The sequence below is a fragment of the Streptomyces sp. NPDC059906 genome, from assembly GCF_042730645.1.
GTDB classification, from domain to species: domain Bacteria; phylum Actinomycetota; class Actinomycetes; order Streptomycetales; family Streptomycetaceae; genus Streptomyces; species Streptomyces rubrogriseus.
The window spans coordinates 34,532-59,475 of record NZ_JBHWKU010000008.1 but is presented as its reverse complement, the minus strand read 5'-3'; the positions used below and the strand labels follow the sequence as shown (position 1 = coordinate 59,475).

The window sequence follows — 24,944 nt, the reverse complement described above, 5'->3', positions numbered from 1 at the left end:
GCGGTCCGGCCGACCGGAACACCGGCGTCAGGAGGCGAGCCGGGCCGCCTCCTGAGCGCAGCCCCAGGCCACGGTGACGCCCGCGCCACCGTGACCGTAGTTGTGCACCAGCCGCCGCCCGTCCGGCAGCGTCCCGCGCTCCAGCCGGACCGCGTCCCGGGCCGGCCGCAGCCCCACCAGGTGCGCGAGCACCCGCGCCCCGGCGATCTCGGGACGCAGGGCCGCGCACCGCCGCACGATGGCCTCCGCGACCGCCGGGTCCGGCTCGGTCGACCAGGCGTCCTCCTCGGCCGTGCCGCCCAGCAGAAGCCGCCCCGGCTGCGGAAGGAAGTACGTCGTCTCCCCGGAGTCCGCGTCGGCCGAGACCAGCCAGTTGCGGATGCCGGGGTTCTCCACGACGACCAGCTGCCCGCGCACCGGCCGAACCGCCGGGTCCGGCACCAGCTCCCGGGCGCCCAGGCCGGTGCAGTTGACCACCACCGGCGCGTCCGCCTCGGCCAGGTCGGTCACCGCGCGGTCCTCCACCGTGCCGCCCGCGGCCAGCAGCCGCTCCCGCAGCCACGGCAGATGAGTCGACATGTCGATGAGCGGCAGCCGCGCCCACAACCCCGTCCCGGCGTACTCGGCGGCGCTCGCCGCGCGCAGCCCCGGCAGCCGGGCCGCGGCCCACCCGTCCACCTCGTCCAGACCGGTCTCGCCGAGCACCCCTTCGAGCATGCGTACGCCGGTGTGCCCGGGCCGTGCCGCCAGCTCCTCGTACACGTCCAGGGAACGCAGCGCCCAGGCCTGGGCCAGCGCGACCGGCTCGATCCGGTACGGCCACCACAGCCCGCCCGCGACCACCGAGGTGGTCCGCTCCGCGGGCTCCCGGGTCCACAGCCGCACCCGTCTGCCCCGCTCGGCGAGGACGACGGCCGTCGTCAGCCCGATCACCCCGCCGCCGACCACGACGACTTCGCCATCCCGCTCGTCATCCAGTTCGGTTTCCACACCAGGACGTTAACCGAACGCCCGGCGGCGTGCTCCAAGAGGCCCGGCCGAGGGAATACTCACCGCATGGCTGCCGAGTACGCGACCTTCGGTCTGGCCCCGGCGACGCGCGCCGGCCAAGTCCACGCCGACGGCGACTTCCAGGTGCACCGCGACTTCACGGACTTCGTCGTCGACGGACGCCCCCTCCTGTTCCGGCTCTCCGATCTGGACGCCGTCTCCCCGCTCGCCTCCGACGTACCGCCCGCCATCTTCACCGCGCAGGTCCGCGGCCTGCTCCTGGAGGCCGACGCGCCGCTGCCCGACGGCCGGTACGTCATCTACGGCTGCCCCGAGTGCGCCGACCTGGCCTGCGGCGCGGTGACCGCCGTGATCCTGCGGGACGGCGACGACTTCGTCTGGCGGGACTTCGCCTGGCAGACCGCTGAACACGCCGACCTGGAGCTGAACGCCTACCACGGCATCGGCCCCTACCGCTTCTCCGGCGCCGAGTACCGCGCGGCCCTCGCCACCCTGCTCGACGGCTCCGCGCACCCCGGCCGCCGGGTCCTGCTCATCGGCGCCCGCGTCGCCCTGCTCGCCAGGCTCGCCGCGGCGCTGCGCACCATCGGCATCGGCGCCGACATCACCCAGGACGCCCGCGACGTCCCGGCCGACGAACTGCGGACCTACGGCGCCGTCGCCTTCGGCCGGGCGGTCACCGGTGAACAGCGCGCCTCGGTGGGCCGCGCCTTCGCGGCCGCCGGGGTGGACGCGGCCCACGTCGACGGCCTCGCCCCGATCGTCCCGGTGCTGGTCGCCCAGATCGAGCACGCCCTGGCCCCGGGCCCGGCCGAAGGCCGCCGGCTGACCCGCCTCACGGCGAGCGCCGCGGGCGCGGACGTCGAGGTCACCTCGCCCTGCCGGGTGCGACTCACCGCCTACCGCCTCGACCGCCTGCACCGCACGCACGTCCGCGAGGTCTTCGACGGCGTACTCGGACCGGGCGCCCACCGCGTCGCCCTGGACGCGGGCGCGGTGAAGGGGGAGGCCTTCGTGGTGGCGCGGACGCCGGGAAGCGTGCTGGTGACGGCGGTGAGCCGGGGCGCGCCGGGCCGCGGCTAACATCTACGGTCTGATGACTGCCACCCTCGTCGCCAAGAACCTCGCCGCCGGCCACGGCGACCGCTCCCTGTTCACCGGGCTCGACCTCGTCGTCGCACCCGGCGACGTCATCGGTCTCGTCGGAGCCAACGGCGCGGGGAAGTCCACCCTCCTGCGGATGCTCGCCGGGCTGACCGACCCGGAGGAGGGGGAGCTGCGGCTGTCCCCGCCCACCGCCACCGTCGGCCACCTCCCGCAGGAGCCGGAGCGCCGCCCCGGCGAGAGCGTGCGGGAGTTCCTGGCCCGCCGCACCGGCGTCACCGACGCCCAGCGCGCCATGGACGCGGCCACCCAGGCCCTGGTCGACGGCGCCCCGGGAGCCGACGACGCCTACGCCACCGCCCTGGAGCGCTGGCTGGGCCTCGGCGGCGCCGACCTCGACGACCGCGCCGAGGAGACCGCCGACGCGCTGGGCCTGACCGTCGACCTGGACCAGCCGATGACGTCCCTGTCCGGCGGCCAGGCGGCCCGCGCCGGTCTCGCCTCCCTCCTCCTCTCCCGCTACGACGTCTTCCTGCTCGACGAGCCGACCAACGACCTCGACCTGGACGGCCTGGAGCGCCTCGAACGCTTCGTGACCGGCCTGCGCGCCGGCACCGTCGTCGTCAGCCACGACCGCGAGTTCCTCACCCGCACCGTCACCAAGGTCCTCGAACTCGACCTCGCCCAGCGGCAGATCAACCTCTACGGCGGCGGCTACGAGGCGTACCTGGAGGAACGCGAGGTGGCCCGCCGGCACGCCCGCGACGAGTACGAGGAGTACGCCGACAAGCGGGCCTCCCTCCAGGACCGGGCCCAGACGCAGCGTGCCTGGATGGACAAGGGCGTCAAGAACGCCCGGCGCAAGGCGGGCAACGACAACGACAAGATCGGCCGCAAGTTCCGCAGCGAGGCCAGCGAGAAGCAGGCCGCGAAGGCCCGCCAGACCCAGCGCATGATCGAGCGCCTGGATGTCGTCGAGGAACCGCGCAAGGAATGGGACCTGCGCATGGAGATCGCCTCGGCGCCCCGCTCGGGCGCGGTCGTGGCCACCCTGCGCGACGCCGAGGTGCGGCGCGGCGACTTCGTGCTCGGCCCGGTCTCCCTGCAGATCGACTGGGCGGACCGGGTGGCGGTGACGGGAGCCAACGGCGCGGGCAAGTCCACGCTCCTCGGGGCCCTCCTGGGCCGCGTCCCCCTCGACGCGGGGCACACGGCGCTCGGCTCCGGCGTCCTGCTCGGCGAGGTCGACCAGGCCCGCAAGCTGTTCCACGGCCCCGAGACGCTGCTCGACGCCTTCCGTGCGGCTGTCCCGGACCTGGAACCGGCGGAGATCCGCACCCTCCTGGCCAAGTTCGCCCTGAAGGCCGACCACGTCGTCCGCCCGGCGTCGACCCTCTCACCCGGCGAACGCACCAGGGCCGCCCTCGCCCTCCTCCAGGGCAGAGGCGTCAACCTCCTGGTCCTGGACGAGCCGACCAACCACCTCGACCTCCCCGCCATCGAACAGCTCGAGTCGGCCCTGGACGCCTACGAAGGCACCCTCCTCCTGATCACCCACGACCGCCGCATGCTGAACGCGGTCAAGGTCACCCGCCGCCTGGAGGTAACGAACGGCAAGGTGACGGAGGCTCCCGCCTGACTGCGGGCAGCCGCCAGCCGCCGCAGCTGCGGGCAGTCGCCAGCCGCCGTAGCTGCGGGCAGTCGTGCCGCTGGGGCGGCACGGGTGGGCGCAGCGGCACCCCGCACCGCCGGGCCGCGCACCCACCCCCGCCCCGCCCCCAGCGCCGGACGGCCTACGCCAACCCGGCCCGCCGCAACGCGTCAGCCATCGCCCCGTTGGACGCGGCAGGCGCCGACGAAGGCCGCCCCTTCCCCCCACCGCCGGAGGCACCCCGCTGCTGCCGCTGCCGAGGCGGCTTCCCGCCCCGCTCCTTCTTCGGCTCCCCCTGCGGCGCGGCTTCGTCGTCCAACCGCAACGTCAACGAGATCCGCTTCCGCGGAATGTCGACGTCCATCACCTTCACCTTCACGATGTCCCCGGGCTTCACCACGTCCCGCGGATCCTTCACGAACGTCCTCGACATCGCGGACACGTGCACGAGCCCGTCCTGATGCACACCGACGTCCACGAACGCCCCGAACGCGGCGACGTTCGTGACGACACCCTCCAGCACCATCCCGGACGACAGGTCGGAGAGCTTCTCCACGCCCTCCTTGAAGGTGGCCGTCTTGAAGGCGGGCCGAGGGTCGCGCCCGGGCTTCTCCAGCTCCCGCAGAATGTCCGTGACCGTCGGCAGACCGAACGTCTCGTCCACGAACCGGTCCGGCTTCAGCGACCGCAGCACCGACGTGTTGCCGATCAGGCCGGTCACCTCCTGCCCGGCGGTGGTCACCATCCGCCGCACCACGGGATACGCCTCCGGGTGCACACTGGACGCGTCCAGGGGGTCGTCGCCGCCCCGGATCCGCAGGAAGCCCGCACACTGCTCGTACGCCTTGGGTCCGAGCCGGGACACCTTCTTCAGCGCGGTCCGCGAGGAGAACGGCCCGTTCGCGTCGCGGTGCGCCACGATGTTCTCCGCGAGCCCGGAGGTGATGCCGGAGACCCGGGCGAGCAGGGGCGCGGAGGCCGTGTTGACGTCCACCCCCACGCCGTTCACACAGTCCTCGACCACCGCGTCCAGCGAGCGGGACAGCTTCACCTCGGAGAGGTCGTGCTGGTACTGGCCGACGCCGATCGACTTCGGGTCGATCTTCACCAGCTCGGCCAGCGGGTCCTGCAGCCGCCGGGCGATCGACACCGCGCCGCGCAGCGAGACGTCCATGTCCGGCAGCTCCTGGGAGGCGAAGGCGGAGGCCGAGTACACGGAGGCGCCCGCCTCGGACACCATCACCTTGGTGAGCTGCAACTCGGGATGCCTGGTGATGAGTTCACCGGCGAGCTTGTCGGTCTCGCGGGAGGCCGTGCCGTTGCCGATGGCGATCAGGTCGACCGTGTGCTCCTTCGCCAGCCGTGCGAGCTTGGCGATGGCCTCGTCCCACCGGTTGGCCGGGACGTGCGGGTGGATCACGTCCGTGGCCACGACCTTGCCGGTCGCGTCGACCACGGCGACCTTCACACCGGTGCGGAAGCCGGGGTCGAGCCCGAGCGTCGCCCGGGTGCCCGCCGGGGCGGCCAGCAGCAGGTCGCGCAGATTGGCGGCGAACACGTCGACCGCCTCGTCCTCCGCGGCGGTGCGCAGCCGCAGCCGCAGGTCGATGCCCAGGTGCACCTGGATGCGGGTGCGCCAAGCCCAGCGGACGGTGTCGCCCAGCCACTTGTCCGCGGGCCGGCCGCGGTCCGCGATCCCGAAGCGGCTCGCGACGATCGCCTCGTACGACGACGGGCCCTCGGTTGGCTCCTCGGGCTCCAGAGCGAGGTCGAGCACGTCCTCCTTCTCGCCGCGCAGCATCGCGAGCACGCGGTGCGAGGGCAGGTCGGTGAACGGCTCGGCGAAGTCGAAGTAGTCGGCGAACTTGGCGCCGGCCTCCTCCTTGCCGTCCTTGACCCTGGCGGCGAGCCGCCCGCGCGTCCACATCCGCTCGCGCAGCTCACCGATCAGGTCGGCGTCCTCCGAGAACTTCTCCGTGAGGATCGAGCGCGCCCCGTCCAGGGCGGCCTGCGGATCGGCCACGCCCTTGCCGGCGTCGACGAACGCGGCCGCCGCGGCCTGCGGGTCCACCGACGTGTCGGCGAGCAGGCCCTCGGCCAGCGGCTCCAGACCCGCTTCGCGCGCGATCTGCGCCTTCGTCCGCCGCTTCGGCTTGAACGGCAGGTAGATGTCCTCCAGGCGCGCCTTGGTCTCCGCCGCGCGGATGCGCGCCGCCAGCTCCTCGGTGAGCTTGCCCTGCTCGCGGACCGAGTCGAGGATCGCCGCGCGCCGCTCCTCCAGCTCCCGCAGATAGCGCAGCCGCTCCTCGAGCGTGCGCAACTGCGCGTCGTCGAGCATCTCGGTCGCTTCCTTGCGGTAGCGGGCGATGAAGGGCACCGTCGAGCCGCCGTCGAGCAGCTCGACGGCGGCCTTCACCTGCCGCTCCCGTACGCCGAGCTCGTCGGCGATCCTGCTTTCGATGGACCCTACGTCGGGTGTCGTCACGATCCCGTACCGCCTTCTCACTGAGGTTGCGCGGCAATTGTGGCAGGTGGCACCGACAATCGGGGATCAGGGCACCGCCCCGGCCGGTCGGCAACCGGCGGGGAGGGGGCCGGGATCAGACCCGGCGGCCCCGGGTGGCGGACGAGGCCCCGCCGAAGAGCCGGGCCAGGGCCCGGAAGGGAAGCGTCACCACGGTGGCGACTGCGCCACCGATCTGGCGCAGTACGTCTGCGATGGCACGGAACACGAGTTGCCCCTTTCGTCTCCCGGCCGCTCCGGCCGGGAAACGAACGGGTACCTCCGTACCGGCTCCGCATGCCCGTTCGCGCACCTTCGGTGGACGCCCGGGCGTGTCGCGTCAGCGCCCGGCGAGCAGGTCCGCCGGGAAGGCGCCCGCGCCGAGCGCCGTACGCGCGAAGCCCGTCCCGAGCTCCGTGAGGCGCGCCACGCCCTCGGCCCCCAGGTGCGCGTACGGGGCCGCGTCCAGCCGGTCCGTCTCCCGTTCGATGCCCTCGCGAAGGGCCGCGCCGCCCTCGGTCAGCCCGCCGGCCGCGTCGAGCAGCCCGCGTCCCCGCAGCCGGTCGACGGCCGCGTCCCACTCCTCCTGCGTCCAGCCCCGGGTGCCGAAGACCCACTTCGGCGCCAGACCCTTGCCGGTCGCGGTGTGCGTGACCAGCGCCTCGAGCCCGTCCAGGTCGGCCGTCACGAGCGCGGTGAGGTGGCCGTCGCCGCGGTGCTCGCGCAGCAGGGTCGCCGCGTGCCAGAACGCCAGGTGCGGCGCGTCGGGCACCGGCAGGTCCGCGTGGGCCGAGTAGAGCGGGCGGGCGCCGCGCGTGCAGGCCTCGGCGGCGCGCAGCGCCAGCCCGGCCGCCTCCGCCATCCCGGCCGACGCCACGGCCTCCTCGCCCAGGAGACGGCGCAGCGTCGCGTCGACGGCGCGCAGTCGTGCCGCCAGGGCCTGCCCGGGGGTGACCTTCTCCCACACGGCGGGCACGTGCCGGGCGACCAGGTCGTGCTTGTAGTTGTAGAACGCCGCCGTCACGGCACCGGCGCCGACCGGGCCCAGCGCGGCGGCGCGGGCCGCGAAATTGACGGCCGGGGCCTCGGTGACCCCGAGGTCGCCCAGCTCCCGGCCCAGGTCGGGGGAGAAGTAGTGCGTCGAGTGCAGGGAGTTGAGCGCGTTGTGGCAGCGGCGGCCCGCGCGTGCGTCGATGGCGGCAGTTGTCATGCCACGCACGTTACCAACCGCTCAGTACGTTGCTTCGGGCCCGCGGGACGCATGGCAGGAAAGGAGGGGTTCTCGTCATTGCGGCCGTACCACGGCCGGGCGAAGAATCGACGGCATGGCGCACCGAACCGGCCGAACCGGCCGAACCGTTCTGGTCCTCCTCTTCGACGGGGTCCAGAGCCTCGATGTCACCGGCCCCGTGGAGGTCTTCGCGGGCGCCGAGCAGCACACGCCGGGGACGTACCGCATCCGCACGGCGTCGCTGGACGGCGCTCCCGTGCGCACCTCCAGCGGTCTGCACCTCGTACCGGACCAGGCACTGGGCGACGGGCCGCGGCCGGACACCCTGGTGGTCCCCGGCGGCCAGGGCACCCGCAACCCCGACCCGCGCCTGACCGAGTGGCTGCGCGAGCACGGAACGGGCGCCCGGCGCCTGGTCTCCGTCTGCACCGGGGCGATCCTGCTGGCCCGGGCGGGACTGCTGGACGGCCGCCGCGTCACCACCCACTGGGCCTGCAGCGACCGGCTCGCCCGCGACCACCCGGCCGTGCAGGTGGACCCCGACCCGATCTACATCCGGGACGGGAACGTGGCCACGTCGGCCGGTGTCACCTCCGGCATCGACCTCGCGCTCGCGCTGGTGGAGGAGGACCTGGGCCGGGACGTCGCGCTGACCGTCGCCCGGCACCTGGTGGTGTTCCTGCGCCGACCCGGGAACCAGGCCCAGTTCAGCGCCCAGCTCGCCGCCCAGACCGCCCGTCGCGAGCCGCTGCGGGAGCTGCAGCACTGGATCACAGAGCACCCCGGCGCCGACCTGAGCGTCGAGTCCCTCGCCGCCCGCGCCAGTCTCTCCCCGCGCCACTTCGCCCGCGCCTTCCAGGCCGAGACCGGCACGACGCCGGGCCGCTACGTCGACCGGGTCCGGCTGGAGCACGCCCGCCGGCTCCTGGAGGACACCGGCGACGGAGTCGAGGAGGTCTCCCGCGCCAGCGGCTACGGCACGCCGGAGGCCATGCGCCGCGCCTTCGTCAAGGCTCTCGGCACCTCACCGCTGGAGTACCGCCGCCGGTTCCGGCCCGCGCCGGTCTCCTGACCCACCGGGACACCCACCCGCCGTACCACCGAACCGAAAGAGGCAGCACGTGCGCACAGCCATCGTTCTCTTCGACCGCTTCACCGCCCTCGACGCCGTGGGCCCGTACGAGACCATGAGCCGCATCCCGGGCGCGGAGACCGTGTTCGTCGCCGAGCGGACCGGGCCGGTCCGCAACGACACGGGGAGCCTGGCGCTCACCGCCGACCGGACCCTGGCGGACGTGCCGGACCCGGACGTCGTGGTCGTGCCGGGCGGCCCCGGGCAGGACGCGCAGATGGGCAACGAGACCCTGCTGGACTGGCTCCGCGCCGCCGACGCCGCCAGTACCTGGACCGCCTCCGTCTGCTCCGGCTCGCTGCTGCTGGCCGCCGCGGGACTGCTGAGCGGCCGCCGCGCCACCTCGCACTGGCTGGCCCTGGACCTCCTGAAGCGGTACGGCGCCGAGCCGACCGGGGAGCGGGTCGTCACCGACGGCAAGTACGTCACCGCGGCCGGCGTCTCCTCCGGCATCGACATGGGCCTCACCCTGGTCGGCCGGATCGCCGGTGACGAGCACGCCCAGGCGGTCCAGCTGCTCACCGAGTACGACCCGCAGCCGCCCTACGACGCCGGGTCCCCGGACAAGGCGCCCGCGTACCTCGTCGAGGAGTTCCGCACGAGGAACCGGTTCATCCTGAAGTAGGCCCGTTCCAGCCGAACCGCGGCGGCCTGCGCTCCAGGAAGGCGGCGACCCCCTCCGCGGTGTCGCCGCTGCCCCGCGCCTGCGCGGCCCAGTGGGCGTCCCGGTCCGTGCGTCCGGCGGCGAACTCCTTCGCCGCGGCCTGCGTCAGCAGGGAACGGGACACCAGTACCCGGGTGAACTCCGCCACCCGCTTGCCGAGCTCGCCCTCCGGCAGCACCTCGTCCACCAGGCCGGTGCGCAGCGCCCGCGCGGCATCGATCAACTCGCCGCCGAACAGCAGGTACTTCGCCGTGGCGGGCCCCGTCAGCGCCACCAGCCGCCGGGTCGCGGAGGCCGGATACACGACCCCCAGCTTGGCCGGGGTCACGCCGAACAGCGCCGTCTCCTCGGCGAACCGCAGGTCGCACGCCGCCGCCAACTGCGCCCCGCCGCCCACGCAGTGACCCCGGACCGCCGCGAGCGTCGGCTTCGGAAACGCGGCGAGGGCCTCCTCGGCCCGCACCGCCAGCCCCTGCGCCTCCTCGGCCGACTCGCGCAGGGTCGAGATGTCGGCCCCGGCGCAGAAGGTCGCGCCCTCGCCGGTGAGCACCAGTGCCCGCACCCCGGGGTCGGCGGCCAGGCCGTCGAGGAGGCCGGGCAGCGCCCGCCACATCGCGGTCGTCATGGCGTTGCGCTTGGCCGGGTGGTGGACGACGACGGTGGCGACCGAGTCGGCGACCCGGTGCAGCAGCTGCGGCTCCATGGACCGGATGCTATCCACCGGCCTCGCCGCCTCGAACGGCCGGGCGGGCGGGACAGGAACGGTCGCGTCTCATGCGCCAACGGTCAGAAACCGCTCGATACATGCTGACTTGTGTTCAGTCCGTGGGGGCGGCGCGGCGCGGTACCAACACTCAGGGGTGTGGTGACAATCGAGCCCAGGGGTGGCGACCGGACGATGGACGAGACCGGGCCCGCCGGGCCGCTGCCGTACGAAGGTGTCTGGCGGTTCACCGCCCCCGCCGTGGACGCCTCGGTCCCGCAGGCCCGGCACGCCGTGCGCGACCTGCTGGTGCGCCAGGGCGTGCCGGTCTCCGACGAGGTGACGCAGGCCCTGCTGCTGATCGTCTCGGAACTGGTCACGAACGCGGTCCGGCACGCGGCCGTGCTCTCGCCGGTGCTCGCCGTGGAGGTCGCCGTCGGGCCCGAGTGGGTGCGGGTGGCCGTGGAGGACGACCACCCCTATCGCCCGACCGCCCTGGAGGCCGACCACGGCCGCACCGGTGGGCGCGGCCTGCTCCTGGTCCGCGAGACGACCCGCGAGGCGGGCGGGGCCTGCGACGTGGCCCACACCGCGAGCGGCGGCAAGGTGATCTGGGCGGCCCTGCCGCTCAAGCACGCCCCGCACTAGCTCGCGGTGGTCCGGCGCCGGGACGTCCCTCACCAGCCCGCGGAGGCGCCCGTCAGCTCGCGCACGGCCGGCCGGGCCGCGTCCAGCACCGTCATGAACCACGCCGAGAAGGTGTCCTTCGCGTGCCGCTCGGTCAGCTCGGCCGGGGACACGAAGGCCGTCCCCGCCACTTCCTCCGGGTCCGGGCGCAGCTCGGCCTGCACCAGGCCGACGAAGAGGTGGTTGTACTCCTGCTCGACCAGCCCGGAGGCCGGGTCGGGATGGTTGTAGCGCACCGTGCCCGCCTCGGCGAGCAGGGAGGGCGAGACCCCCAGCTCCTCGAACGTCCGCCGGGCCGCCGCGGCGAACGGCGCCTCGCCGGGGTAGGGGTGACCGCAGCAGGTGTTGGACCACACGCCGGGGGAGTGGTACTTGCCCAGCGCCCGCTGCTGGATCAGCAGCCGCCCCCGCTCGTCGAAGAGGAACACGGAGAAGGCGCGGTGCAGCCGCCCCGGCGGCTGGTGCGCGGAGAGCTTCTCCGCGGTGCCGATCGTCACGCCGTCCTCGTCGACCAGTTCCAGCAAAATCGCGTCTGCGGTGCCGTTCGACGAGCTGGGCGTCGCGGTGGCAGGAGTGATCGGCATACCCATCCTTCACATCGGTCCTCGCGCCCCAAGTGTGCCGTACGAATCCGGCACTCTCGGCACTTCCCGGCACACCCGCATGTCCTGCGTGCCCGTGCGGGCACCGGGGGCGGCCGGTCGGACACCGAGCAGGGGTCCGACGGTGAACCGTTCCCGGGGGCGCGCCGCGGGAACCGTCCGGTCCGCGCTTCCTCCGGTGGTGCGGCGGCGGAACGGGGCGTTCGGCGGCGCGTTCCGCTGCGTGCGCGCCCCCGGTCGTCCGCCGCGTCACGGCTCAGCGGCACAGCCGCGCCTCGTGCTCCGCGTGACCGCTGGGCTCCAGCTGGAACGTGCAGTGCTCCACGTCGAAGTGGTCGCCCAGACATCCCTGCAGCTCGTGGAGCATCTTCTCGTGGCCGATGGCGCTCAGCGCTTCGCCGTTCACCACCACGTGCGCCGACAGCACGGGCATGCCGGAGGTGATGGTCCAGGCGTGCAGGTCGTGCACGTCCTCGACCCCGTCGAGGGCCAGTATGTGGGCGCGTACCTCCGCGATGTCCACGCCCTTGGGAGCTGCCTCGAGCAGCACGTCCAGGGTCTCGCGCAGCAACCGCAAGGTACGCGGCACGATCATCAGACCGATCAGCAGGGACGCGATCGGGTCGGCGGGCTGCCAGCCCGTGCCCAGGATCACCAGCGCCGAGACGATCACCGCCAGGGAGCCCAGCGCGTCGGCCGCCACCTCCAGGAAGGCGCCCCGCACGTTCAGGCTCTCCTTCTGGCCGCGCATCAGCAGCGACAGCGACACCATGTTCGCCACCAGGCCGATCGCGCCGAAGACGACAGTCGGGCCGCCCGCGGTGTCGGCCGGCGTGACGAACCGGTCGATCGCCTCGTACAGGACGTAACCGCCGACCCCGAGCAGCAGCAGACAGTTGGCCAGCGCGGCGAGGATCTCGGCGCGGGCGTAGCCGAAGGTGCGGCGGTCGCTCGCCGGGCGGCTCGCGAAGTGCACGGCCAGCAGGGCCATGCCGAGTCCGAGGGCGTCGGTCGCCATGTGCGCGGCGTCGGCGATCAGCGCGAGGGAGTCGGCGACCAGACCGCCGACGATCTCGACCACCATGACGGTGAGGGTGATCGCCAGCGCCACCCGCAGCCTGCCCCGGTACGCGGCGGTCGCCGTCCCGCCGGCGTGCCCCCCGTGCGCGTGCCCGTGATCGTGCCCAGCCCCCATGAGAAAGCCGCCTCCCTATGTGTACCGGCGTCCGGCGACCCGGCGTCCGGATGCCAGTCAACTACGGGTAGGGGGTATCGGGCAACGCGGCACTGAAGACCGTTGTCATGTGCCTTGACCTGCGGAAACGTTCCGCAGGTCAAGGCACATCCTGACCCTGTGCGAACAAGCGCGGACACTGTGCGATGTCCGCGATGCCCGGTCTGGGGGCGCGGTTTGTCGGGCGGGCCCCGAATCCACGATGATGATCGCGGCAAAGGCGGGAGCAAGTGGCGTCGACCGACCGTCAAACGGGCGGTGAACACGGCGTTCCCGGCATCCGATACCCTCTGCCGACATGCCGCCCGGGTGCCCCAGGCACGGGCGTCCCACCATGCACAGGCCCGGCGTTCAGGCGCCGGCACCAGGGAGTGAGTTCGGTTGCCGACCGCCATCCTCACCGGTCAGCCGGTCCCGGGTTCGTCGATCGAGAGCGAGCTGCGGTCCCTGGGCTTCGACGTGCACCTCGCAGCCGGCGCCGCCGAGACCGAGACCCTCCTCGCCCGGGTCCCCGGCGCGGAGCGGGTCGCCGTCGTCGACGCCCGTTTCGTGGGCCACCCGCACGCGCTGCGCCTCGGCCTCACCGATCCCCGCTTCCCGCTCGCCGCGATCCCGGGCGCGGTGACCGCCCAGCCGGCCGCCCGCCAGACGCTGACCCGCGCGATGGCGCGCGAGAACTCCGCGGGCGGCGGCATCGCCGTGGACGTCGACAGCCTCGCCGACCGGATCACCGCCGCCCTCGACGCCGACGGCGCCGAGGTGCACCGGCCCGAACTCGGCAGCCTCGTAGCCGCCGTCCCGGCCGACCCGCAGGCCCGCAACGAGGCACGGCAGGCCGTCGCCGCCGTCGACGACGAGGCCGTACGCCTGAAGTCGGCGGTCAAGGCCCGCGACGGCTTCGTCACCACCCACTTCATCAGCCCCTACTCCCGCTACATCGCCCGCTGGTGCGCGCGCCGCGGCCTGACCCCCAACCAGGTCACCACCGCCTCGCTGATCACCGCGCTCATAGCGGCCGGCTGCGCCGCCACCGGCACCCGCGGCGGCTTCGTCGCCGCCGGCGTCCTGCTCATCGCCTCCTTCGTCCTCGACTGCACCGACGGACAGCTCGCCCGGTACTCCCTTCAGTACTCCACGCTCGGTGCCTGGCTCGACGCCACCTTCGACCGGGCCAAGGAGTACGCCTACTACGCGGGCCTCGCCCTCGGGGCGGCCCGCGGCGGCGACGACGTGTGGGCCCTGGCCCTCGGCGCGATGGTGCTCCAGACCTGCCGGCACGTCGTCGACTTCTCCTTCAACGAGGCCAATCACGACGCCTCGGCGCTCGGTGGATTGTCGCTGGCCAGCCCCACCGCCGCCCTCTCCGACAAGCTCGACGGCGTCGGCTGGACGGTGTGGCTGCGCCGCATGATCGTGCTGCCCATCGGCGAACGCTGGGCCATGATCGCCGTCCTGACCGCGCTCACCACGCCCCGGATCACCTTCTACGCGCTGCTGATCGGCTGTGCGTTCGCCGCGACGTACACCACCGCGGGCCGCGTCCTGCGCTCGCTGACCCGAAGGGCCACCCGCACCGACCGGGCGGCGAAAGCGCTGGCCGACCTCGCCGACTCCGGCCCGCTCGCCGAGGCCGGTGCCAAGGGCCTGCGCACCGCCGCCCGCCGGCTGCCCGGCTTCACCGCCCCCGCCGTCGCCCTCCTCGGCGGAGCGGCCGTCGTCGCCGCCGCCGCGCTCACCGACTTCGGCGGACCCTGGCCGCTGGTCGCCGCGCTCGGGTACGTGCTGACCTCCGCGCTCGCCGTCGCCCGCCCCCTCAAGGGCGCCCTCGACTGGATGGTCCCCCCGTTCTTCCGGGCCGCCGAGTACCTCACCGTCCTGTTCCTGGCCGCGAAAGCGGACGTGAACGGGGCCCTTCCGGCGGCTTTCGGGCTGGTGGCCGCGGTCGCCTACCATCACTACGACACGGTCTACCGCATCCGCGGCGACGCGGGCGCGCCGCCGCAGTGGCTGGTGCGGACGGTCGGGGGGCACGAGGGCCGCACGCTGGTGATCACCCTGCTGGCCGTGCTCCTCACCGCCACACAGTTCAAGGTCGCGCTCACGGCCCTCGCCGTGGTTGTGGCACTCGTGGTGCTCGTCGAGAGCATCCGCTTCTGGGTCGCCGCCCACCAGGTCGGCGCACCCGCCGTACACGACGAAGGAGAACCCGCATGATCGGCCTCGTGCTGGCGGCCGGCGCCGGACGCCGTCTGCGCCCCTACACCGACACCCTGCCCAAGGCACTGGTCCCGGTCGGCCCCGAGGGCACGGAGGACAGCATCACGGTCCTCGACCTGACGCTGGCGAACTTCGCCGAGGTCGGCCTGACGGAGGTCGGCATCATCGTCGGCTACCGCAAGGAGGCGGTGTACGACCGCCAGGCGGAGCTGGAGCAGAAGTACGGCGTCAAGCTCACCCTCATCGACAACGACAAGGCCGAGGAGTGGAACAACGCCTACTCCCTGTGGTGCGGCCGTGACGCCCTCAAGGACGGCGTGATCCTCGCCAACGGCGACACCGTGCACCCGGTCTCCGTCGAGAAGACCCTGCTCGCCGCCCGTGGCGACGGCAAGAAGATCATCCTCGCCCTCGACACGGTGAAGAACCTCGCCGACGAGGAGATGAAGGTCGTCGTCGACCCCGACAAGGGCGTGCAGCGCATCACCAAGCTCATGGACCCGGCCGAGGCGACCGGCGAGTACATCGGCGTCACCCTCATCGAGGGCGAGGCCGCCGCGGAGCTGGCCGACGCCCTGAAGACCACCTTCGAGCGCGACCCGCAGCTCTACTACGAGGACGGCTACCAGGAGCTGGTCAACCGCGGCTTCAAGGTCGACGTGGCGCCGATCGGCGACGTCAAGTGGGTCGAGATCGACAACCACGACGACCTCGCCAAGGGCAGGGAGATCGCGTGCCAGTACTGACGAGGCTCATCCCGTCGCCGGTCGTCGTCGACATCCGCGCGGGTGCCCTCGACGACCTGGGGGGTGTGCTCGCCGACGAGCGCATCTCCCACTCGGGCAAGCTCGCGGTCGCCGTCAGCGGCGGCTCCGGTGCCCGGCTGCGCGACCGCGTCGCCCCGTCCCTACCCGGCGCCGACTGGTACGAGGTCGGCGGCGGCACCCTCGACGACGCGATCAAGCTGGCCGGAGCCATGAAGGGCGGCCACTACGACGCGGTCGTCGGCCTCGGCGGCGGCAAGATCATCGACTGCGCCAAGTTCGCGGCCGCGCGCATCGGCCTCCCGCTGGTCGCCGTGCCCACCAACCTCGCGCACGACGGACTGTGCTCCCCGGTCGCCACCCTCGACAACGACGCGGGCCGCGGCTCCTACGGTGTGCCGAACCCGATCGCCGTCGTCATCGACCTGGACGTCATCCGCGCGGCACCGGCCCGCTTCGTACGCGCCGGAATCGGCGACGCCGTCTCCAACGTCTCCGCGATCGCGGACTGGGAGCTGGCCAACCGGATCAAGGGCGAGCGGATCGACGGCCTGGCCGCCGCGATGGCCCGCCAGGCCGGCGAGGCCGTCCTGCGCCACCCCGGCGGCATCGGCGACAACGACTTCCTCCAGGTGCTGGCCGAGGCGCTCGTCCTCAGCGGCATCGCCATGTCGGTCTCCGGCGACTCGCGGCCCTCCTCGGGCGCCTGCCACGAGATCAACCACGCCTTCGACCTGCTCTTCCCCGAGCGCGCGGCCGCCCACGGCGAGCAGTGCGGCCTGGGCGCGGCCTTCGCGATGTATCTGCGCGGTGCTCACGAGGAGTCCGCCCACATGGCCGAGGTCCTGCGGCGGCACGGGCTGCCGGTGCTGCCCGAGGAGATCGGGTTCACGCCGGAGGAGTTCTTCCGGGCCGTGGAGTTCGCCCCCCAGACGCGGCCCGGCCGCTACACGATCCTCGAGCACCTCGACCTCACCACCGACCAGATCAAGGACCTGTACGCCGACTATGTCAAGGCCATCGGTAGCTGAACTACGCCCGGTCGTCCATCCCGCGGGGGTCAAGGACCGGCGCAGCGGTGAGCACTGGGCGGGACGCCTCTACATGCGCGAGGTCTCGCTGCGGATCGACCGCTATCTGGTGAACACCAGGATCACGCCCAACCAGCTCACGTACCTGATGACCGTCTGCGGCGTGCTGGCGGCCCCGGCGCTGCTCGTGCCGGGCATCTGGGGCGCCGTGCTCGGCGTGGTCGCGGTCCAGCTGTACCTGCTCCTCGACTGCGTCGACGGCGAGATCGCGCGCTGGCGCAAGCAGTACTCGCTCGGCGGCGTCTACCTGGACCGGGTCGGCGCCTACCTGACCGACGCCGCGGTCCTGGTCGGCCTCGGCCTGCGCGCCGCCGACCTCTGGGGCACCGGACGCATCGACTGGCTGTGGGCCTTCCTCGGCACCCTGGCCGCGCTCGGCGCCATCCTGATCAAGGCCGAGACGGACCTGGTGGGCGTCGCCCGGCACCAGAACGGGATGCCGCCGGTCAAGGAGGCCGCCTCCGAGATCCGCTCCTCCGGCATGGCGCTGGCCCGCCGGGCCGCCGGCGCGCTCAAGTTCCACCGGCTGATCCTCGGCATCGAGGCGTCGCTGCTGATCCTGGTCCTCGCCATCGTCGACCAGGCGCGCGGCGACCTGTTCTTCACCCGCCTCGGCACCGCCGTACTCGCCGGCATCGCGCTGCTGCAGACCCTGCTGCACCTGGTGTCCATCCTCGCCTCCAGCAGGCTGAAGTGAGCGCGCCCGTGAAGGTCGGCGCGGTCGTCATCACGATGGGCAACCGCCCCGAGGAGCTGCGCGCCCTGCTCGACTCGGTCGCGGGGCAGGACGGCGACCAGGTCGAGGTGGTCGTGGTCGGCAACGGCTCGCCCGTCCCGGAGGTGCCCGAAGGTGTGCGCACCGTCGAGCTGCCCGAGAACCTGGGCATCCCCGGCGGCCGCAACGTCGGCATCGAGGCCTTCGGACCGGGCGGCAGCGACGTCGACATCCTGCTCTTCCTCGACGACGACGGCCTGCTCGCCCGCACCGACACCGCCGAGCTGTGCCGCGAGGCGTTCGCGGCCGACGACGAGCTGGGCATCATCAGCTTCCGCATCGCCGACCCGGACACCGGCGAGACCCAGCGCCGGCACGTCCCGCGGCTGCGCGCCGCCGACCCGATGCGCTCCTCCCGGGTCACCACCTTCCTCGGCGGCGCCAACGCGGTGCGCACCCGCGTCCTCACCCAGGTCGGCGGGCTGCCGGACGCCTTCTTCTACGCCCACGAGGAGACCGACCTGGCCTGGCGGGCCCTCGACGCGGGCTGGATGATCGACTACCGGTCCGACATGGTGCTGAACCACCCCACGACCGCGCCGTCCCGGCACGCGGTCTACCACCGCATGGTCGCCCGCAACCGCGTCTGGCTCGCCCGCCGCAACCTCCCCGCGCTGCTGGTCCCGGTCTACCTCGGCGTCTGGATGGCCCTCACGCTGCTGCGCCGGCCGTCGCGACCCGCGCTGAAGGCCTGGTTCGGCGGCTTCCGCGAGGGCTGGGCCACCCCGTGCGGTCCCCGTCGGCCCATGCGGTGGCGTACGGTGTGGCGCCTGACCCGGCTGGGCCGCCCCCCGGTGATCTGACAAGCTCGTACCCGAGAGTGTTCCGGCCCCGAACGGGGCCACCAGGTCCATGCCAGGCCCGCGCGGCCGAGCATTTTCGAAGACGAAAGTTTCCACCAGTGAGTGAGACAACGCACGACGGCACGGTCGCCATGACCAAGCCCGTGTCGCCCGACGAGGGCCTCACGCCGGCCCGGCTCGCCGCCAAGTACGGGCTGTCCGTGAGCGGTGCCCGACCGAGCCTCAAGGAGTACGTCCGTCAGCTCTGGGGGCGGCGGCACTTCATCCTCGCCTTCTCCCAGGCGAAGCTGACCGCCCAGTACAGCCAGGCCAAGCTCGGTCAGCTGTGGCAGGTGGTCACGCCGCTGCTGAACGCGCTCGTCTACTTCCTGATCTTCGGCCTGATCCTGAACGCGGGCAAGGGCATGCCGAAGGACGTCTACATCCCGTTCCTGGTGACCGGTGTGTTCGTCTTCACCTTCACCCAGTCCTCGGCGATGGCGGGCGTGCGCGCCATCTCCGGCAACCTCGGGCTGGTCCGGGCGCTGCACTTCCCGCGCGCCTCGCTGCCCGTCTCCTTCGCGCTCCAGCAGCTCCAGCAGCTGCTGGCCTCGATGATCGTGCTGTTCCTGGTGGTCGTCGGTTTCGGCAGCTACCCCTCGTTGTCCTGGCTGCTGGTCCTCCCGGTGCTGGTCCTGCAGTTCCTCTTCAACGTGGGTCTCGCGCTGGTCGTGGCGCGGATGGGGGCCAAGACGCCGGACCTGGCCCAGCTGATGCCGTTCATCATGCGCACCTGGATGTACGCCTCGGGCGTGATGTTCTCCATCCCGATCATGCTGGAGGACAAGCCGGCCTGGATCGCCGACGTGCTCCAGTGGAACCCGACCGCCGTCTACATGGACCTGATGCGCTTCGCGCTGATCGACGGCTACGGCTCCGAGAACCTGCCCCCGCACGTGTGGGCGGTCGCGCTCGGCTGGGCCGCGGTCCTCGCCGTGGGCGGCTTCGTGTACTTCTGGAAGGCGGAGGAGAGGTACGGTCGTGGCTGATCAGCAGCAGGACCAGCGGGTGCCGACGGTCATCGCGGACGAGGTGCACATCGTCTACCGCGTCAACGGCGCCAAGACCGGCAAGGGCAGCGCGACGGCCGCCCTGAGCCGGATACTCAAGAAGGGCTCCGACGACGCGAAGCGGGGTGTGCGCAAGGTGCACGCCGTGCGCGGCGTCTCCTTCACCGCCTACCGGGGCGAGGCCATCGGCCTGATCGGTTCCAACGGTTCCGGCAAGTCGACCCTGCTGCGGGCCATCGCCGGGCTGCTGCCCGCCGAGCGCGGCAAGGTTTACACCGACGGCCAGCCCTCCCTGCTCGGTGTGAACGCGGCCCTGATGAACGACCTGACCGGTGAGCGGAACGTCATCCTCGGCGGCCTGGCCATGGGCATGACCCGCGAGCAGATCAAGGAGCGCTACCAGGACATCGTCGACTTCTCCGGCATCAACGAGAAGGGCGACTTCATCACCCTGCCGATGCGCACGTACTCCTCCGGCATGGCCGCCCGGCTGCGGTTCTCCATCGCCGCCGCCAAGGACCACGACGTCCTGATGATCGACGAGGCGCTGGCCACCGGCGACCGCAAGTTCCAGACCCGCTCCGAGGCGCGCATCCGGGAGCTGAAGAAGGAGGCCGGCACCGTCTTCCTGGTCAGCCACAACAACAAGTCCATCCGTGACACCTGCAACCGGGTCCTGTGGCTGGAGCGCGGCGAGCTGCGCATGGACGGCCCGACCGACGAGGTGCTCAAGGAGTACGAGAAGTTCACGGGCAAGTAGCCCGACACGCCGGGGCCTGGCCGGAACTGTTCCGGCCAGGCCCCGCGTCTGCAAAGGAAACGTCAACTCCTGGCGTTCTCAGGAATCTTGAAGTCAATCGGTGTGTTGTTGTGATGCACCGTGCACCCCGACGGACGGCCGTGAGTTGTACAACGTAAGCTGTACCGGTCCCGAAACGCGGCACATGGGGCGATAATGCCCGACACCCTGGGGCGGGCCTGCCGCGCGGGTGGCGGGGCGGCGTGTCCGAAATAGTGTGTATTGGGTCGGCAGTGTAGAACGGGAGATGTGACGGCAATGGCGACGGAAACTCCCCAGCTCCGCGAAGCGTGCGCCGTCCCCGCCCAGGGCAGCCCGCGATGACGGTCACCGACACGGCGCACGCCGTCGACCCGGAGCGCGGCACCCTCGCCAAGGCCGCCGACGAGAACTTCCCCGTCGCCCCCTTCTTCCTGCCCCGCGCCTGGCGCACCGACCTCATGGCCGTCTACGGCTTCGCCCGTCTCGTCGACGACATCGGCGACGGCGACCTCGCCCCGGGCGGAGCCGACGCCCGCCTGCTCGGCGTCCCCGACGACCGCGCCGACGACCGACTGCTGATGCTGGACGCCTTCGAGGCGGACCTGCGTCGTGTCTTCGACGGCTCCGACGGCTCCGACGGTGCGCCCCGTCACCCGCTGCTGCGCCGTCTGCTGCCCACCGTGCGCCGCCGCGCGCTGACCCCCGAGCCCTTCCTCGGCCTGATCGCCGCCAACCGCCAGGACCAGCTGGTCGCACGGTACGAGACCTACGACGACCTCCTCGCCTACTGCGAGCTGTCCGCCAACCCCGTCGGCCGTCTCGTCCTCGCCGTCACCGGCACTTCCACCCCCGAACGGATCCGCCGCTCCGACGAGATCTGCACCGCCCTGCAGATCGTCGAGCACCTCCAGGACGTCGCCGAGGACCTCCAACGGGACCGTGTCTACCTGCCCGCCGAGGACATGAAGCGCTTCCACGTCCAGGAGACGGACCTCGCCGCGCCCAGCGCGAACGCCTCGGTGCGCGCACTGATCGCCTACGAGGCCGCCCGCGCCCGCGACCTGCTGAATGAAGGCGCCCCCCTGGTGGGTAGCGTCCACGGCAGACTGCGACTGCTCCTCGCGGGCTTCGTGGCGGGTGGCAGGGCGGCGCTGAACGCGATCGCCGCGGCGGATCACGACGTACTTCCCGGCCCGCCCAAGTCAGGCAAGGTCCACTTGCTGCGCGAGGCGGGCGTGGTCCTGCGAGGAGAGGGGTGATCGGGTCCGTGGAGTCGTCAGCGAACATGTCGGCACCGGTGCTCGCCGCCTACAGCTACTGCGAGGCCGTCACCGGTCAGCAGGCACGCAACTTCGCCTACGGCATCCGGCTGCTGCCCACGCCCAAGCGGCGGGCGATGTCCGCGCTGTACGCGTTCTCGCGCCGGGTCGACGACATCGGCGACGGCGTGCTGGCGGACGACGTCAAGGTCGCCCGGCTGGACGAGACCCGGGCCGTGCTCGCCCGGATCCAGGACGGCGCGGTCGACGAGGACGACACCGACCCGGTCGCCGTCGCCCTCGCCGACGCGGCCCGGCGGTTTCCCATCCCGCTGGGCGGCCTCGACGAGCTGATCGACGGCGTCCAGATGGACCTGCGCGGCGAGACCTACGAGACCTGGGACGACCTGAAGGTCTACTGCCGCTGCGTGGCGGGTGCCATCGGACGCCTCTCGCTCGGCGTGTTCGGCACCGAACCGGGGGCGCGTGGCACCGAGCGCGCGCCCGAGTACGCCGACACGCTCGGTCTCGCACTCCAGCTCACCAACATCCTGCGCGACGTCCGGGAGGACGCCGAGGGCGGGCGCACCTACCTGCCCGCCGACGACCTCGCCAAGTTCGGCTGCTCGGCCGGGTTCAACGGGCCCACCCCACCCGAGGGCTCCGACTTCGCGGGCCTCGTGCACTTCGAAGTGCGTCGGGCCCGCGCCCTTTTCGCCGAGGGCTACCGGCTGCTGCCCATGCTCGACCGGCGCAGCGGCGCCTGCGTGGCCGCCATGGCCGGCATCTACCGCCGTCTGCTGGACCGCATCGAGCGCGACCCCGAGGCCGTACTGCGCGGACGGGTCTCCCTGCCGGGACGCGAGAAGGCGTACGTCGCCGTGCGCGGCCTGTCCGGTCTCGACGCCCGGCACGTCACCCGGCGGGCCGTCAGGAGGCGCGCCTGATGGACACACCGGGCACACTCGACACCCGGGACCCGCACAAAACCGGCGGCGGGCAGCGGCGGGCAACCCTGCGGTGGCGGTCGGCGTCCCTGACTGAGACGGTCAGCCGTACGCCGTTCAAACACCGCGGCGGCCGGACAGGGAAGGGCGCACCATGACGCAGGGCAAGGGCACGCGCGAGGGCGGAGTGCTCGCGGACGTCTCGGCCCTCGGCCCCGGCGGGCATGCCGTCGTGGTCGGCGGCGGACTCGCGGGGGTCACCACGGCGCTGGCACTGGCGGACGCCGGCGTGCGCGTCACCCTGCTCGAAGGACGCCCCCGGCTCGGCGGGCTCGCCTTCTCCTTCCAGCGCGGCGACCTCACCGTCGACAACGGCCAGCACGTGTACCTGCGCTGCTGCACCGCCTACCGGTGGTTCCTCGACCGGATCGGCGGAGCCGCGCTCGCACCGGTGCAGGAACGTCTCGACGTGCCCGTGGTCGACCTGGCGCGGACCGAGGGCAACCGGCTCGGCAGACTGCGGCGCGACGCGCTGCCCGTCCCCCTGCATCTGGGGCGCAGCCTGGCGACCTACCCGCACCTCTCCCTCGCCGAACGCGCCTCGGTGGGGCGCGCCGCGCTCGCGCTCAAGGGGCTCGACCTCGCCGATCCGAGCCTGGACACCCAGGACTTCGGCAGCTGGCTGACCGCGCACGGTCAGTCGGCGCGTGCCATCGAGGCCCTGTGGGACCTGGTCGGGGTCGCCACCCTCAACGCGGTCGCGGGCGACGCCTCGCTGGGGCTCGCCGCGATGGTGTTCAAGACCGGTCTGCTGTCCGACCCGGGAGCGGCCGACATCGGGTGGGCCCGTGTCCCGCTGGGCGAACTGCACGACCGGCTGGCCCGCAAGGCGCTCGACTCCGCGGGCGTCCGTACCGAGGTCCGTACACGCGTCACCTCCGTCTCTGTAAACGAGAACGGCGGCTGGAGCGTTCAGGTTCCCGGCGAGACGCTCGAAGCCGACGCCGTCGTCCTCGCCGTACCCCAGCGCGAGGCCCACGACCTGCTGCCCGACGGTGCGCTGGACGCACCGGAAAATCTTCTGCGGATCGGCACCGCGCCGATCCTCAACATCCACGTGATCTACGACCGCAAGGTGCTCGCCACGCCGTTCCTCACGGCCCTCGGCACCCCGGTCCAGTGGGTGTTCGACCGCACCGAGGCCTCCGGGCTGAAGGACGGTCAGTACCTGGCGCTGTCCCAGTCGACCGCGCAGAACGACATCGACGAGCCCGTGACCGTGCTGCGCGAGCGGTACCTGCCCGAACTGGAGCGGCTGCTGCCGCGCACCCGGGGTGCCGAGGTGAAGGACTTCTTCGTGACCCGGGAGCGCACCGCCACCTTCGCCCCCGCCCCCGGCGTCGGCCGCCTGCGGCCCGGCGCCCGCACCAAGGCCCCCGGCCTCTACCTGGCCGGAGCGTGGACCGCCACCGGGTGGCCCGCGACCATGGAGAGTGCGGTTCGCAGCGGTGTCGGGGCGGCGGCCGCCGCGCTCGGCGCCCTGGGCCGGTCCCGCGGCCTCCTTCCCGATTTCTTCGAGGAGGCGGCGTGAAGGCCGATCCGCGCGGGACCGGCTCCCGCACTCCCGGCACCGCAACTGGAGGAATGACTGTGCCCACTGTGCCCCCGGCCCCGAAGGCCGATCGACGGACCACGGTGGACGTGACCGCGCTTCTGGAGCGCGGCCGGACCCTGGCCACGCCGGTCCTGCGGGCGGCGGTCGACCGCCTGGCCCCTCCCATGGACACCGTCGCCGCCTACCACTTCGGCTGGATCGACGCCCAGGGCAACCCCGCGGACGGCGACGGCGGCAAGGCCGTCCGCCCCGCGCTCGCCGTACTCTCCGCCGAGGTCACCGGCGCCGCGCCCGAGGCCGGCGTGCCCGGCGCGGTGGCCGTGGAACTGGTCCACAACTTCTCCCTCCTGCACGACGACCTGATGGACGGCGACGAGCAGCGCCGCCACCGCGACACCGTCTGGAAGGTGCACGGCCCCGCCCAGGCCATCCTGGTCGGCGACGCCCTGTTCGCCCTGGCCAACGAGGTGCTGCTCGAACTGGGCACCGCCGAGGCCGGGCGGGCCACCCGCCGCCTGACCAGGGCAAGCCGCTCTCTGATCGACGGCCAGGCCCAGGACATCTCCTACGAGCACCGCGACCGCGTCGGCGTCGAGGAGTGCCTGGAGATGGAGGGCAACAAGACCGGCGCCCTGATCGCCTGCGCCAGCTCCATCGGAGCGGTGCTCGGCGGTGCCGACGAACACACCGCCGACACCCTCGAGAAGTACGGCTACCACCTCGGTCTCGCCTTCCAGGCCGTCGACGACCTGCTCGGCATCTGGGGCGACCCGGACGCCACCGGCAAGCAGACCTGGAGCGACCTGCGCCAGCGCAAGAAGTCGCTGCCGGTCGTCGCCGCCCTCGCGGCCGGCGGGCCCGCCTCCGAGCGGCTCGGCGAGATCCTCACGGCCGACGCCAAGGCCAGCGACTTCGCGAACTTCTCCGAGGAGGAGTTCGCGGCCCGTGCCGCCCTCATCGAGGAAGCGGGCGGGCGGGAGTGGACCGCCGACGAGGCGCGTCGCCAGCACACCATCGCCATCGAAGCCCTCGACGCCGTCGACATGCCCGACCGGGTGCGGGACCGGTTCACGGCACTCGCGGACTTCGTCGTCGTACGAAAGAGATGATCATTATCGGTC

At 72.7% G+C, this 24,944-nt stretch carries 24 protein-coding genes; 17 read left to right on the top strand and 7 right to left on the bottom strand.

The window, feature by feature from the left end; genetic code table 11:
- Positions 1 to 27: 27 nt before the first annotated feature.
- Complete coding sequence (locus tag ACFV9J_RS15110) at positions 28 to 990, bottom strand: FAD-dependent oxidoreductase (protein ID WP_385354202.1); 963 nt, start codon at positions 988 to 990, stop codon at positions 28 to 30.
- Between the two features lie 66 nt (positions 991 to 1,056).
- Between ACFV9J_RS15110 and ACFV9J_RS15105 the strand changes: the two genes are divergently transcribed.
- Both ACFV9J_RS15105 and ACFV9J_RS15100 read left to right on the top strand, forming a co-directional pair.
- Positions 1,057 to 2,094, top strand: coding sequence for an oxidoreductase (locus ACFV9J_RS15105; protein WP_385354200.1), 1,038 nt, complete (start codon positions 1,057 to 1,059; stop codon positions 2,092 to 2,094).
- Positions 2,095 to 2,107: 13 nt separating this feature from the next.
- On the top strand, positions 2,108 to 3,754 hold the full coding sequence (locus tag ACFV9J_RS15100; RefSeq protein ID WP_385354198.1) for an ABC-F family ATP-binding cassette domain-containing protein: 1,647 nt from the start codon (positions 2,108 to 2,110) through the stop codon (positions 3,752 to 3,754).
- Positions 3,755 to 3,908: 154 nt separating this feature from the next.
- Here the strand turns inward: ACFV9J_RS15100 and ACFV9J_RS15095 are convergent, their stop codons facing one another.
- The 3 genes from ACFV9J_RS15095 to ACFV9J_RS15085 all read right to left on the bottom strand — a co-directional run bounded on the left by ACFV9J_RS15095 (position 3,909) and on the right by ACFV9J_RS15085 (position 7,479).
- A complete protein-coding gene (locus tag ACFV9J_RS15095) occupies positions 3,909 to 6,251 on the bottom strand; it encodes a Tex family protein (RefSeq protein ID WP_385354196.1) in 2,343 nt (780 codons plus the stop codon).
- 115 nt (positions 6,252 to 6,366) lie between these two features.
- Positions 6,367 to 6,498 (bottom strand): LPFR motif small protein, encoded by a 132-nt coding sequence (locus ACFV9J_RS15090; RefSeq protein ID WP_007389050.1) that lies wholly within the window; start codon positions 6,496 to 6,498, stop codon positions 6,367 to 6,369.
- Positions 6,499 to 6,609: 111 nt separating this feature from the next.
- On the bottom strand, positions 6,610 to 7,479 hold the full coding sequence (locus tag ACFV9J_RS15085; protein ID WP_385354194.1) for a hypothetical protein: 870 nt from the start codon (positions 7,477 to 7,479) through the stop codon (positions 6,610 to 6,612).
- Between the two features lie 115 nt (positions 7,480 to 7,594).
- On the opposite strand from ACFV9J_RS15085, the gene ACFV9J_RS15080 reads away from it, so the two are divergent.
- Positions 7,595 to 8,572: a GlxA family transcriptional regulator gene (locus ACFV9J_RS15080; RefSeq protein WP_385354192.1), complete on the top strand. Its 978-nt coding sequence runs from the start codon at positions 7,595 to 7,597 to the stop codon at positions 8,570 to 8,572.
- A gap of 49 nt (positions 8,573 to 8,621) precedes the next feature.
- Positions 8,622 to 9,257 carry a DJ-1/PfpI family protein gene (locus ACFV9J_RS15075; protein ID WP_385354190.1) on the top strand — a complete coding sequence of 212 codons (636 nt, stop codon included), beginning with the start codon at positions 8,622 to 8,624 and terminating at the stop codon, positions 9,255 to 9,257.
- Here the strand turns inward: ACFV9J_RS15075 and ACFV9J_RS15070 are convergent.
- The gene (locus ACFV9J_RS15070) at positions 9,244 to 9,999 is read right to left on the bottom strand and encodes an enoyl-CoA hydratase/isomerase family protein (RefSeq protein ID WP_385354188.1); all 756 of its coding nucleotides are present in this window, start codon (positions 9,997 to 9,999) and stop codon (positions 9,244 to 9,246) included. The genes ACFV9J_RS15075 and ACFV9J_RS15070 overlap by 14 nt on opposite strands.
- Positions 10,000 to 10,194: 195 nt before the next feature.
- Between ACFV9J_RS15070 and ACFV9J_RS15065 the strand changes: the two genes are divergently transcribed.
- Positions 10,195 to 10,647, top strand: coding sequence for an ATP-binding protein (locus ACFV9J_RS15065; protein WP_385354511.1), 453 nt, complete (start codon positions 10,195 to 10,197; stop codon positions 10,645 to 10,647).
- 29 nt (positions 10,648 to 10,676) lie between these two features.
- Here ACFV9J_RS15065 and idi read toward each other — a convergent pair whose 3' ends face one another.
- The gene (gene idi / locus ACFV9J_RS15060) at positions 10,677 to 11,270 is read right to left on the bottom strand and encodes an isopentenyl-diphosphate Delta-isomerase (protein WP_385354186.1); all 594 of its coding nucleotides are present in this window, start codon (positions 11,268 to 11,270) and stop codon (positions 10,677 to 10,679) included.
- Between the two features lie 274 nt (positions 11,271 to 11,544).
- Positions 11,545 to 12,483, bottom strand: coding sequence for a cation diffusion facilitator family transporter (locus ACFV9J_RS15055; protein ID WP_385354184.1), 939 nt, complete (start codon positions 12,481 to 12,483; stop codon positions 11,545 to 11,547).
- A 420-nt stretch (positions 12,484 to 12,903) separates the two neighbouring features.
- Here ACFV9J_RS15055 and ACFV9J_RS15050 point away from each other — a divergent pair, with 420 nt between their 5' ends.
- From ACFV9J_RS15050 to ACFV9J_RS14995, 12 genes are all read left to right on the top strand, one after another.
- Positions 12,904 to 14,736 (top strand): DUF5941 domain-containing protein, encoded by a 1,833-nt coding sequence (locus tag ACFV9J_RS15050; protein ID WP_385354182.1) that lies wholly within the window; start codon positions 12,904 to 12,906, stop codon positions 14,734 to 14,736.
- Positions 14,733 to 15,485, top strand: a complete 753-nt coding sequence (locus ACFV9J_RS15045; protein ID WP_385354180.1) for a sugar phosphate nucleotidyltransferase — start codon at positions 14,733 to 14,735, stop codon at positions 15,483 to 15,485. Before ACFV9J_RS15050 ends, ACFV9J_RS15045 begins: the two co-directional genes overlap by 4 nt.
- Positions 15,473 to 16,534 (top strand): iron-containing alcohol dehydrogenase family protein, encoded by a 1,062-nt coding sequence (locus ACFV9J_RS15040; protein WP_385354178.1) that lies wholly within the window; start codon positions 15,473 to 15,475, stop codon positions 16,532 to 16,534. Before ACFV9J_RS15045 ends, ACFV9J_RS15040 begins: the two co-directional genes overlap by 13 nt.
- Positions 16,512 to 17,291, top strand: a complete 780-nt coding sequence (locus ACFV9J_RS15035) for a CDP-alcohol phosphatidyltransferase family protein (RefSeq protein ID WP_198601752.1) — start codon at positions 16,512 to 16,514, stop codon at positions 17,289 to 17,291. The genes ACFV9J_RS15040 and ACFV9J_RS15035 overlap by 23 nt, the downstream gene beginning before the upstream one ends.
- 8 nt (positions 17,292 to 17,299) lie before the next feature.
- Complete coding sequence (locus ACFV9J_RS15030; protein WP_385354509.1) at positions 17,300 to 18,172, top strand: glycosyltransferase family 2 protein; 873 nt, start codon at positions 17,300 to 17,302, stop codon at positions 18,170 to 18,172.
- A gap of 98 nt (positions 18,173 to 18,270) precedes the next feature.
- On the top strand, positions 18,271 to 19,200 hold the full coding sequence (locus ACFV9J_RS15025; RefSeq protein ID WP_385354175.1) for an ABC transporter permease: 930 nt from the start codon (positions 18,271 to 18,273) through the stop codon (positions 19,198 to 19,200).
- Positions 19,193 to 19,981: an ABC transporter ATP-binding protein gene (locus ACFV9J_RS15020; RefSeq protein ID WP_385354173.1), complete on the top strand. Its 789-nt coding sequence runs from the start codon at positions 19,193 to 19,195 to the stop codon at positions 19,979 to 19,981. The genes ACFV9J_RS15025 and ACFV9J_RS15020 overlap by 8 nt, the downstream gene beginning before the upstream one ends.
- Before the next feature lie 359 nt (positions 19,982 to 20,340).
- Entirely contained in the window at positions 20,341 to 21,261 is a 921-nt protein-coding gene (gene hpnC / locus ACFV9J_RS15015) for a squalene synthase HpnC (RefSeq protein WP_385354171.1), read from the top strand.
- The gene (gene hpnD, locus ACFV9J_RS15010; protein WP_385354169.1) at positions 21,258 to 22,208 is read left to right on the top strand and encodes a presqualene diphosphate synthase HpnD; all 951 of its coding nucleotides are present in this window, start codon (positions 21,258 to 21,260) and stop codon (positions 22,206 to 22,208) included. The genes hpnC and hpnD overlap by 4 nt, the downstream gene beginning before the upstream one ends.
- On the top strand, positions 22,208 to 22,366 hold the full coding sequence (locus tag ACFV9J_RS15005; protein ID WP_115745372.1) for a DUF6380 family protein: 159 nt from the start codon (positions 22,208 to 22,210) through the stop codon (positions 22,364 to 22,366). Before hpnD ends, ACFV9J_RS15005 begins: the two co-directional genes overlap by 1 nt.
- Complete coding sequence (gene hpnE, locus ACFV9J_RS15000; RefSeq protein WP_385354166.1) at positions 22,363 to 23,799, top strand: hydroxysqualene dehydroxylase HpnE; 1,437 nt, start codon at positions 22,363 to 22,365, stop codon at positions 23,797 to 23,799. The genes ACFV9J_RS15005 and hpnE overlap by 4 nt, the downstream gene beginning before the upstream one ends.
- A 68-nt stretch (positions 23,800 to 23,867) precedes the next feature.
- A complete protein-coding gene (locus tag ACFV9J_RS14995; RefSeq protein ID WP_385354507.1) occupies positions 23,868 to 24,932 on the top strand; it encodes a polyprenyl synthetase family protein in 1,065 nt (354 codons plus the stop codon).
- Positions 24,933 to 24,944 lie beyond the last annotated feature (12 nt).

What these genes read in the sequence shown, in the direction of transcription:
- ACFV9J_RS15005 (WP_115745372.1), top strand. Translation starts at nt 22,208, where the DNA reads ATGGACACACCGGGCACACTCGACACCCGGGACCCGCACAAAACCGGC.
- ACFV9J_RS15065 (WP_385354511.1), top strand. Translation starts at nt 10,195, where the DNA reads ATGGACGAGACCGGGCCCGCCGGGCCGCTGCCGTACGAAGGTGTCTGG.
- idi (WP_385354186.1), bottom strand. Translation starts at nt 11,270, where the DNA reads ATGCCGATCACTCCTGCCACCGCGACGCCCAGCTCGTCGAACGGCACC.
- ACFV9J_RS15045 (WP_385354180.1), top strand. Translation starts at nt 14,733, where the DNA reads ATGATCGGCCTCGTGCTGGCGGCCGGCGCCGGACGCCGTCTGCGCCCC.
- ACFV9J_RS15055 (WP_385354184.1), bottom strand. Translation starts at nt 12,483, where the DNA reads ATGGGGGCTGGGCACGATCACGGGCACGCGCACGGGGGGCACGCCGGC.
- ACFV9J_RS15100 (WP_385354198.1), top strand. Translation starts at nt 2,108, where the DNA reads ATGACTGCCACCCTCGTCGCCAAGAACCTCGCCGCCGGCCACGGCGAC.
- hpnC (WP_385354171.1), top strand. Translation starts at nt 20,341, where the DNA reads ATGACGGTCACCGACACGGCGCACGCCGTCGACCCGGAGCGCGGCACC.
- hpnE (WP_385354166.1), top strand. Translation starts at nt 22,363, where the DNA reads ATGACGCAGGGCAAGGGCACGCGCGAGGGCGGAGTGCTCGCGGACGTC.
- ACFV9J_RS15035 (WP_198601752.1), top strand. Translation starts at nt 16,512, where the DNA reads ATGTCAAGGCCATCGGTAGCTGAACTACGCCCGGTCGTCCATCCCGCG.
- ACFV9J_RS15080 (WP_385354192.1), top strand. Translation starts at nt 7,595, where the DNA reads ATGGCGCACCGAACCGGCCGAACCGGCCGAACCGTTCTGGTCCTCCTC.
- ACFV9J_RS15070 (WP_385354188.1), bottom strand. Translation starts at nt 9,999, where the DNA reads ATGGAGCCGCAGCTGCTGCACCGGGTCGCCGACTCGGTCGCCACCGTC.
- ACFV9J_RS15085 (WP_385354194.1), bottom strand. Translation starts at nt 7,479, where the DNA reads ATGACAACTGCCGCCATCGACGCACGCGCGGGCCGCCGCTGCCACAAC.
- ACFV9J_RS15105 (WP_385354200.1), top strand. Translation starts at nt 1,057, where the DNA reads ATGGCTGCCGAGTACGCGACCTTCGGTCTGGCCCCGGCGACGCGCGCC.